The organism is Prosthecobacter sp., assembly GCF_044373815.1.
Taxonomy (GTDB): Bacteria; Verrucomicrobiota; Verrucomicrobiia; order Verrucomicrobiales; family Verrucomicrobiaceae; genus Prosthecobacter.
In genome coordinates this window covers 1-8744 of record NZ_JBIPNG010000278.1, presented here as the reverse complement: position 1 = coordinate 8744, position 8744 = coordinate 1, and the positions used below count along the sequence as shown (strand labels likewise).

Annotated in this window: 9 protein-coding genes and 1 pseudogene; 2 read left to right on the top strand and 8 right to left on the bottom strand. The window is 55.5% G+C overall.

The features are described 5' to 3' along the window. The 7 genes and pseudogenes from ACIREA_RS20245 to ACIREA_RS20215 form a co-directional block, all read right to left on the bottom strand. Positions 1–209 (bottom strand): hypothetical protein (locus tag ACIREA_RS20245; RefSeq protein ID WP_397384158.1); only part of this gene is annotated, 209 nt, incomplete at its 3' end. Between the two features lie 59 nt (positions 210–268). Beyond that, positions 269–1087: pseudogene (locus tag ACIREA_RS20240) on the bottom strand (RecB family exonuclease). After that, a complete protein-coding gene (locus tag ACIREA_RS20235) occupies positions 1084–1638 on the bottom strand; it encodes a hypothetical protein (protein WP_397384157.1) in 555 nt (184 codons plus the stop codon). Before ACIREA_RS20235 ends, ACIREA_RS20240 begins: the two are co-directional and overlap by 4 nt. 145 nt (positions 1639–1783) lie before the next feature. Further along, positions 1784–1996, bottom strand: a complete 213-nt coding sequence (locus ACIREA_RS20230) for a hypothetical protein (protein ID WP_397384156.1) — start codon at positions 1994–1996, stop codon at positions 1784–1786. Between the two features lie 488 nt (positions 1997–2484). Then, positions 2485–3324: an alpha-1,2-fucosyltransferase gene (locus tag ACIREA_RS20225; protein ID WP_397384155.1), complete on the bottom strand. Its 840-nt coding sequence runs from the start codon at positions 3322–3324 to the stop codon at positions 2485–2487. 22 nt (positions 3325–3346) lie between these two features. Beyond that, positions 3347–4183, bottom strand: coding sequence for an FkbM family methyltransferase (locus ACIREA_RS20220; RefSeq protein ID WP_397384154.1), 837 nt, complete (start codon positions 4181–4183; stop codon positions 3347–3349). Between the two features lie 146 nt (positions 4184–4329). Continuing rightward, on the bottom strand, positions 4330–5502 hold the full coding sequence (locus ACIREA_RS20215) for a glycosyltransferase (RefSeq protein WP_397384153.1): 1173 nt from the start codon (positions 5500–5502) through the stop codon (positions 4330–4332). A gap of 120 nt (positions 5503–5622) precedes the next feature. Here ACIREA_RS20215 and ACIREA_RS20210 point away from each other — a divergent pair, with 120 nt between their 5' ends. Both ACIREA_RS20210 and ACIREA_RS20205 read left to right on the top strand, forming a co-directional pair. Continuing rightward, positions 5623–6720, top strand: a complete 1098-nt coding sequence (locus tag ACIREA_RS20210; protein ID WP_397384152.1) for a hypothetical protein — start codon at positions 5623–5625, stop codon at positions 6718–6720. 10 nt (positions 6721–6730) lie between these two features. Continuing rightward, positions 6731–7903 (top strand): glycosyltransferase, encoded by a 1173-nt coding sequence (locus ACIREA_RS20205; protein WP_397384151.1) that lies wholly within the window; start codon positions 6731–6733, stop codon positions 7901–7903. Here ACIREA_RS20205 and ACIREA_RS20200 read toward each other — a convergent pair. Then, positions 7900–8744, bottom strand: an 845-nt coding sequence (locus ACIREA_RS20200; RefSeq protein ID WP_397384150.1) for a sugar transferase, incomplete at its 5' end; no start/stop codon positions are given. The genes ACIREA_RS20205 and ACIREA_RS20200 overlap by 4 nt on opposite strands.

Below are 8744 nucleotides of genomic sequence, written 5' to 3'. Positions count from 1 at the left end.
AGGGCGCCGAACGCGAGACTGCCGGTGGCAAACTTCCAGCGGTCGGCGATGACGTGCTGTTCCGACATTTGCTCTTCGAGTTTGGAGATCTTCGAGCGGTATTCCGGACCGAGGTCCGGCGGTGAGGGTGGTGGATCTTTGAAGAACCAGCCTGCATGCAGCGGCGGAACCGCGAACAACAGGCAGGCAAGGAGGATGAGATGTTTCATAAGTTGGATGGGGTGATGAGCAGGCCGGTGCTCAGGTGGGGCACCGGCCTGCATCGGGGTTAATGCCATAAGCGGCATTCGTGAATGAACTCGCAGCTTGAGCAGTGCATCCCAGGCGAAGGGATGAAGTCAGGGCACTGCAAGCCTTCCAGGTAGGCTTCCATTTGCCGGAACAGCCGGGTCTGCTGCGGCTGGCTCATGGGCGGCAGGTCGGTGATGCAGACCTTGGGGTTCTTGAGTTTGACCAGGTGATGCAGTTGGATGCCGGTTTCCTGCTGGTCCGTGTTGTAGCGGTACAGGATGGCGTAACTGCTGGTCTGGATCTCGTGGAGATGACCGACCGTGCTGGGGTTGGGTGTCGCAGCGCTGGTCTTGTAGTCGATGATGCTGCCTTGCTGGACCAGATCGAGGATGCCGATCAGGCGGGGCAGACCATGACGGGCAAGATCTGCTTCAATGGACACCTCCACGGCATCCGGCTTGGTAGATGCCATGGAGGCGTTCTGCCTGATGTAGGTGTCGCAAAGCCGCCAGCCGGTGGTCTTGTCGTCCTCTTCTTCACCGGGTTCCCATTTGACGGAACCTTCGGTGGTGTCCGCCCAGGCTTGCAGGTAGTTCCCGTGAACCTCCTTGAGCGAGAGCGGCTGCTGCAGCCAGCGTGCCTTGTTTCATGCCTTCAGGACGGCATGCACCGCGCTGCCAAGATGGAGCGAGGCCGTTTTGGGCTTCTGCAGTTTGAGCACGTAGCGATAATAAAACTTCAACCGGCATTGCAGGAACAGCGACAGCCGTGAAGCTGACACGGTGTCCTGCAATGCGCGGATGATGTCCTGCTCGCTGCGCTCCTGGGGTGGGGGCGTTTCAGCGACGGTGTTCATGCGGCCTGGGCTTGGGTGGGGGGTGGTTGCCAGCGGGTCTGGCGGGTGGCGGGTTTGCCGACCTTGACCAGCAGGTCGTCGATGAGCTGGGAAGCCTGCATCTTGTTGAGCTGCTTCACGCCGGTGCCGAAGAGCTGCTGGGACAGATCCTCGACCTCCGACTTCTCGATCTTGTTGTCGCTGACGATGCGCAGGATGAACCCGCGCTGACCGTCGGTGCAGTTCCAGGCATCACCAGCGGCCCGAGGCTGCAGATGACCGTTGGGACCATTGCTGGAGCGGCCGTTCTGTTGGACCGGGTAGCTACGACCGTTGCCGTTGGGCTGCGGTTGCGCGCGACCGCTGCTGTGGCCGTTGGAGTCGGGAATGAACCCGGCGTGCTGGATTTCCTGATCGACGGAGTGCTGCAGGAGCTGGTAAAGCTTCTGCACTTCGGCTTCGACCTGGGTGATGTCGGTGAGCTCGACTTCAACCGAGGCGCTGAAGCTGTGACTGCTGTAATGGGGCAGACCGAGTTTTTTGCTGTAGTTGGCGCTGAGTTTGATAGCCATGATGATGTGTCTCCTAGTAGGGTGGGTATGGTTTGGGTGGTGTTTGAAGAAACCGCCGAGAGATGCCCGCCAACAAAACACCCGGCCCCTCGTGAGAGAGACCGGGTGTAATGTGGACCGGAATGCCTTGGCGGGTGTGGTGCGGCTAGCGCGTGGCGCCAGCCTCCTGTGCTGCGCCCTGAGCCGGGTCGCTCAACTGCTTGGCCGCAATGCTCCAAGCCTCCGTGTCACGCAGACAGGAGGTGAGGAGATCATTGACCAACCGTGTCATGGGACGGCGCAGCCGCCGGCCTTCATGATACAGTGCGCAGATGATGACCCGGTTGATGCAGGGCGAGTAATGGGTTCGTCGTGGCATGGTGGGTGGGTGAGACGGCTAAGGATAAGCCCCGGTCGCTCAAGTATTTATAACGCGGATATGCGGGGAATTGCAGGGCGCGCCGACTTCGCAGCGACGTTCGAAACATGAGGTGCCCAAGTTGAGGCCGGTCAGGATCAGAATCTCAAAGCGAAGCAAAGAAGCGTAACCGCCTCGGGAAGGCTCAAAATTTATTGACCTAGAATTGACCTAGACGGCAACCTCAAATTTTGTGAATCTGTTGTAAGGCATTGATAATGAAGTGCTCCCGGTGGGATTCGAACCCGCAACCAAGGGATTATGAGCGTCTGGCTTCGACTTTGACCGGCATGCACTGGCTGGCCTTCGCAACCCTCATGCTCTCTTCTCTATTCGGCAAAAGTTAATAACAGGCTCTAGGGCACGCCGTGCAGCGGCGTCAGCATTTGACGCGTCATATTTATTTTTTAGTCTCCAAAGGTTGCGGAATGGATTTTTAAAATAGCGGGTCATGATGGAAAGAGGCTCCAGTTTTGCTGATACAGACTGGCGGCAACGTCTTGGTTTTTATCCAGCGGGGTGAACCATCGCAAAGGCGCTGCCACCTGCTGCCCTTCACGGGCAGCCAGGAAAGCGCCCCACCAACTGAATGAACTGTTAGCAATGATGTGGTGGCGGCACTTGGTCATGAGATACAAATCTTCGAAGTCGAGTCCTTGTGCTGGATTCCGTACGATTCGCATTCGTCGTTCGGGGATTGGCAGATGCTTTTCGGCCCAGTCTAGGTCATTTGAGAACACAAAGTACACGGCTTGCTTTGAGGTCCGCTCTTCCATAAATGCGATCGCCTGACGATAGTAGTCAGTGCCGAGCACATGATGGGTATGGCTCAGTTTGAGATAGTCACCCCGGCGCACGTGAACTGCGACAGCAAGTGTCTTTGAAATCTCGGCCTCTATTTTATTGGTGAAGTCAGAGAGTGACGCGTCGAACATTAAATGACGTTTTACCTCGGCTTCGATCTCTGCCCAATATTTGGGTGACTGAAAGTACCCTACCACTTGTCGATTATCTCTAACACGGGAAATAAAAGTCGGGTCGTAAGCAAAACTTGTTTCTTCGATTATGCGAGGCTCTCCGGTAAGAGTCTTGCGTATTTTGCCAGCAATGAGGTGACTGATGGGGGGGGCGCAGGATTTGATCTTTTGTTCGAGTGAAAAGACATTCATTTCTTCGCTAACGGTCGGTTTGGAACTGACAAAACGAACCCGGCAGTTCTTTTGGCGTTCGATCTCCAGGGCAAACGCATATTGGAACATCATATTGCCTAAGCCACCGTCTAATGTCATGTATATCATTGTCGACAGGAGTTTACTTTTGGGGCATTATTGCGTAGCATTCCCGCATGTTCCCATGAGAGCGTGTGAGGGTGAGTTGGAATCCGACTGCCTTGCAGATGTTAGCGATCCTCTGGTAGCTATCATTGCCGCCATGGGTTTCAAGAAAAAGAAAACAGGGTGGCGAAAGAACTTCTAAAATCGTGGGCAGGACCAGTTCTTCTGCTCCTTCAATATCGATCTTAAGTAAAAGACATTTCGGATTTTCCTCCAATATAATTCGTCTCAACGAGATGTTTGCCACTTCGAGAGTCGGACGGTCCGATATTTCCTTTTCAACTACACGGCCACCGTAGCTCAGTCCAGGCTCAAAAAAGATGCGCCCGTCAGAATCTCCTGCTGCCCCTTCGATGACCCGGGCGGTAACAAGATTCATCTTGAGATTGTGGCGCAGCCATATCAGGTTTGCTTGGTCAGGCTCGATGCAAATTACTCGAGCCTGCCGAAATCGAACGCCGGCCAAGGACGCGAAGATACCAATGTGTGCCCCGACGTCGATAATCAGATCCGGCTCAAATGGCACTAGATCCAGATTCCATGTTCGATTAATCACGAGTTCTTCAAATATCACCATGTGTGTGATGTCGCCGGGGTCAAACGTCAAGACCCACTTCCCCCCCCATAGGCCCTTGAGACTGAGCGTAGGAAACCATTCCCTCATATATCTTGACAGTCGCGTTTTCCATCCGTCAAAGGGGTGACCTCGGGCAATGGCATAAAGGAACCATTGGGCAAAATTATTTGGCACGTCACATCGGGTCAAGACGTGACCAATTATTTTTATGCGGCGGATAATGTCTTTGATAAACATGTTGTCTTTCAGGGGAAATAGATTAAGAGTCCTCTCACTAAAGTTGAACACTTCTGGCCGCCAGTCCTATTGGTAAAATGTTTTTGAAATGCGGGGCCTCATGCAGAAATAAGACCGGTCAATTGTATCGGCCCTAGCCTCATTAATTATTGAGATGATGTCTCGTATATTTTTTGTGGGTTATCGTCGGCTTGGCTGGGTTGCCAGAGGCTCAAAGGATCCCTGCGGCATTTCACATAGGAGAAGAGGGCTCGGGCACAAGTCACTTGTAGAAGCAAAAACCCCGACGGTATCGTTAAGAGTCGGGATTTAAAGTGCGGGAACATGCAGCCGATTATTCCCAGCGCATAGCAGATCATCTGAATCCCCAGCAAAAACCAGATCAATGGCGTCTTCAGAGATGCAATCGTCAGCACTAGGATCGCCATTAGCATCCACGGCACAAATAGCCTGGAATACTTGTGGGAAATCAACTGCCACCAGAGCCGATTGCGCCAAGGCAGCAGCCAGCTAGGGAAAAGTTCAAACATTTGGTAATTGCCCACCAGTGTCCTTCGCTTGCGCGATTTCTCCTTGATCGGATCAAGCCTCTGTGGGTCAAAGGCGATGGCCTGTGGATTGTAAGTCACTCGCCACCCCTGAATGGCAATCTGCATTGGGACGATGACATCATCCAAGATGGTTCCTGGTGTCAGTTTCTGGAAGGCTTTCTTGCGAATTGCATAAATGGCACCTGTGCAGCCGATCACCGAATCGAAGCGCGCCTCCCACTCGCGCAGCTTGCGCTCCATGCGCCAATAGAGGTCCACGCCGCGTCCGCCGCCGGAGTCAGACGCTGCGATCTCCAAGAGGCCACTGACTGCGCCCACACGCGGGTCGCGAAACGCGTGGGTGAGATTTTGAATCGCTTGAGTGTCAAATGTCTGCCGCAAGTCGGCGAAGACGACGACGGGATGGCTTGCGGCCTGAATGGCGTCATTGAGAGCCGCCCATTTGCCACGTTGTGTTGGCGAACTCATGACTCGCACGCACTCGACACAAGACTGGCTGGCGAGCGTGGCCGTGTCGTCATCACAGCCGTCGCAGAACACCAAAAACTCGCGTATTCCGACCCATTCGCAGTCTGCGAGGTTCTGCAGGCGCTGCTGGATGTGCGCCGCACCATTGTGGACGCAGAGGACGATGGTGATGGCGTCTGGAAGGGGGTCGATCGTGTTGAGTCTCTTGGGAAACACACGTGCGAGCAGCCACATGATGCAGGCGTAGCCAACTTGGATGTAGAAGACGGCAAAAAGGAGGGTGAACAGTAACAGGGTCATTGAAGGCTAAAGCTAGCACGATCAACGGCGATGCGCATATCAAGGTTGAAGTTCGGCGATTTGGAGCCAGAGAAACGCTGTGTTTTTCAGACTCCGAATCAGAATCATTTTCGACCGCTCATGACAAAGGCCTTCGATCGTTGGCTGCTGCCGTGGTTGCAGCAGCGCCTTACCCGGGCCAAAAAGCCCGTGTCCGACGTGATGCTGGCGGTTTGCGACCATTTCGAGCCCTTTCATCACACGGACAAGGCGGGTGCCCTGCGCCGGATGGGACAGTGGCACGAGAAGCTTCCGGCCTTGTCCGCTGCCGCTGGCGATCATGATGGTCATGGGCCCAAGCACACTTTTTTCTACCCGATCGAGCAGTATGATCCCGACGTGCTGGATTCGATCACCGAGCTATGCCAGATTACCCGAAACGAGGTTGAAGTGCATCTGCATCATGAAAATGACACGGCGGAGAATCTGGTGCGCGCGCTGGAGCAGGGAAAGGTGGATTTACGCCGCCACGGACTGCTCGGGGCTGATGCCGCTGGCGCGGTCGCGTTTGGATTCATTCATGGCAACTGGGCTCTTGATGATTCGGATCCGTCCGGGCATGGCTGTGGTGTGCGTGACGAGTTGGCCATTTTGAAACGAGCAGGGTGCTACGCCGACCTCACCATGCCGTCCGCGCCCCATCCCACGCAGGTTCCGATGGTGAATCGCTTGTATTACTCGCGGAGCACGCCGGATGGTTGTTCGCATTACCGCGGGAGGCTGGTGGCGTCAGGCCCTGAAGGCACCCGGGAACTGAGATTGAGCCCTGACCACCTTCTGCTCGTGCAGGGGCCGCTTTCGCTCGATTGGGGTAGCCGAAAGTGGGGTGTTTTGCCAAGAGTTGAGAATTCCGATTTGGGGCCGAAGAATCCGCCGACTGTGGGTAGGATGAACGAGTGGCTGAATGGGCGAATCAGCGTTTCTGGCGTGGAAGAGTGGTGTTTTATCAAGCTCCACACTCATGGAGCACCCGAATCGGGTCACAGGTCTAATTTGGGGCCGGAAAGGGGCCGTTTCTATGCCGAGATCGAACGTATGGCGGCCGAGCGCGGCTTCAGGCTTCATTATGTCAGTGCTCGTGAACTGGTGAACATTCTTCATGCGGCCGAAGATGGCCACTTAGGGGACGCTGGAGTCTGGCGTGACTATGTTTACACTCCACCTCCACTGTTGAAGTAGAACCGGCCTCATGAAGCTCCTCTTTGTCTCCAATCTCTTCCCGGATTCGCAAGAACCCTGGCGGGGACTCGACAATGTGACGTTGGTGCATGCGTTGCGTGCGGTGGATCCCGGTTTGGACGTTCGAGTTTTGGCTTTTCGTGCGTCGCTCACGCGTTGTGGTGTCGCATCGCATCTCATTCCGCGCACCGGAGATGAGGTGCTGAATCCGCGTTACTTTTGGAATAACTACGTGCCAAAATTAGGAGGGTTGAATCATTGGTTGTTCGCGCGCGCGCTGGAGCGCGCGGAGTTGTCGATTGAAGCGGATTTCCAGCCGGATGTGATCTTGGCACCGTGGCTGTTTCCTGATGCATGTGCTGCAGAGATGCGTTTTCGCGGCCGGAAGATCCCTGTGGTGGCCGTCGCTCAAGGATCGGACGTGCATCAATACCTTGGCATGCCGATGCGACGTCGGGCCATTTTGAGTCTTGCGAAGTATGCACGGAAGATCGTGACACGGAGTCAGGATCTTCAGATGCGATTGATCGCTTGCGGGGCAGATGCGGATCGTGTTTGCACGATCTACAATGGGGTGGACACAGTTCTTTTTCGTCCTGCCTCGCGTCAGCATGCACGCGCTGAACTCGGCGCGCCTGTGGCGGGGAAACTTGTTCTCTTTGTGGGTAATTTTCTGCCGGTGAAAGGGATCGATCTTTTGATGGCGGCGTTTGCCGAGGTGGCGCGTTCGCTGAATGAGCCGATGACGCTGGCTTTGATCGGCAGTGGACCGCTGGAGGGGCGTATTCGCCAGCAGGCGGCGGAACTGGGCATCTCTGAGCGGGTGATTTTTGCCGGGCGTCAGCCTCCAACGGGCGTGTCGCGCTGGATGCAAGCGGCAGATGCCGTGACTCTGAGCAGCCTCAATGAAGGGGTTCCGAATGTGGTTTTGGAGGCGATTTCATCGGGTCGTCCGATTGTTACAACCGACGTTGGTGGAATCTCGGAAATCGTCGAGCCGCTGCTTGGCCGGCGGTTTCTGGTTCCCGGACGTGACTCGTCGGCGTTTGCAGCAGCGTTGACCGGCGCACTTCAAAATCCGCCGGACAATGAGCGGCTTCACCAAGCGGCTCTTCAATACTCCTGGGAGAGCTGTGCGAAGAACTATCTAGAACTGTTAAATCCCGCCGGAAGAGCCGTCTAAACCGGTTGGGTCACGAGACTGTCACTTGTGAGTGGCGACTTTGTTTCCACTTCCTCAAGGGGGCCATCGAGATCGTCAGCAACGTTCACGGAGCCTGCCGAGTAGCGGTTGGCCATCTTCGAGTGTTTGATGCCACCACGGAGCACGACGCGCACGGTGTCGAGCAGGATGAGGCTGTCGAATAGGACTCCGGCGTGTTTGAGGTAGTAGAGATCGTACTCGAGCTTGCACTTGGCCTCTTCGATAGACGAGCCATACGGGTAACAAACCTGAGCCCATCCTGTGAGGCCAGGTTGGAGCATGTGGCGCTCCTGATAGTGCGGCAGGGCGCGGGCGAGTTTCGTGACGAACTCTGGCCGCTCTGGGCGCGGACCGACAAAGGACATCTCACCACGCAGGACATTCAGGAGTTGGGGGATTTCGTCGATCCGATAGCGCCGCAAAAAGGCACCACCAGGAAACACGCGAGAATCTGCGGAGACTGACGACCAGACGGCACCACCCTTTTCGGCATCTGTACGCATACTGCGCAGCTTGTAGATTTGAAACCGCTTTCCGAAGCGGCCAACACGCTCTTGGTGGAAAAAGACAGGGCCCTCTGGCGAAAAAACGCGGACAATTGCCATGCCAATTAGCAGAAATGGCGCGAGTATCACCAGCAGGATCAGCGAGGTGACAACATCGAAGAAACGCTTCATTTTGCTGAAGTAAAAATTCCTTGAGGTGCACTCCGCCTGCATCAGCCAGCTCATGGTGACCAGATGGAGGGGCACGTAATGCAGGTACTTCTCGCAGATGGAGATGACACTGCAGCAGGCGAAGCCGAGGTAGCGAAGGCGGC

Coding starts and splice junctions, on each gene's coding strand:
- ACIREA_RS20220 (WP_397384154.1), bottom strand. CDS start 4,183: ATGTTTATCAAAGACATTATCCGCCGCATAAAAATAATTGGTCACGTC.
- ACIREA_RS20235 (WP_397384157.1), bottom strand. CDS start 1,638: ATGGCTATCAAACTCAGCGCCAACTACAGCAAAAAACTCGGTCTGCCC.
- ACIREA_RS20210 (WP_397384152.1), top strand. CDS start 5,623: ATGACAAAGGCCTTCGATCGTTGGCTGCTGCCGTGGTTGCAGCAGCGC.
- ACIREA_RS20225 (WP_397384155.1), bottom strand. CDS start 3,324: ATGACATTAGACGGTGGCTTAGGCAATATGATGTTCCAATATGCGTTT.
- ACIREA_RS20205 (WP_397384151.1), top strand. CDS start 6,731: ATGAAGCTCCTCTTTGTCTCCAATCTCTTCCCGGATTCGCAAGAACCC.
- ACIREA_RS20215 (WP_397384153.1), bottom strand. CDS start 5,502: ATGACCCTGTTACTGTTCACCCTCCTTTTTGCCGTCTTCTACATCCAA.
- ACIREA_RS20230 (WP_397384156.1), bottom strand. CDS start 1,996: ATGCCACGACGAACCCATTACTCGCCCTGCATCAACCGGGTCATCATC.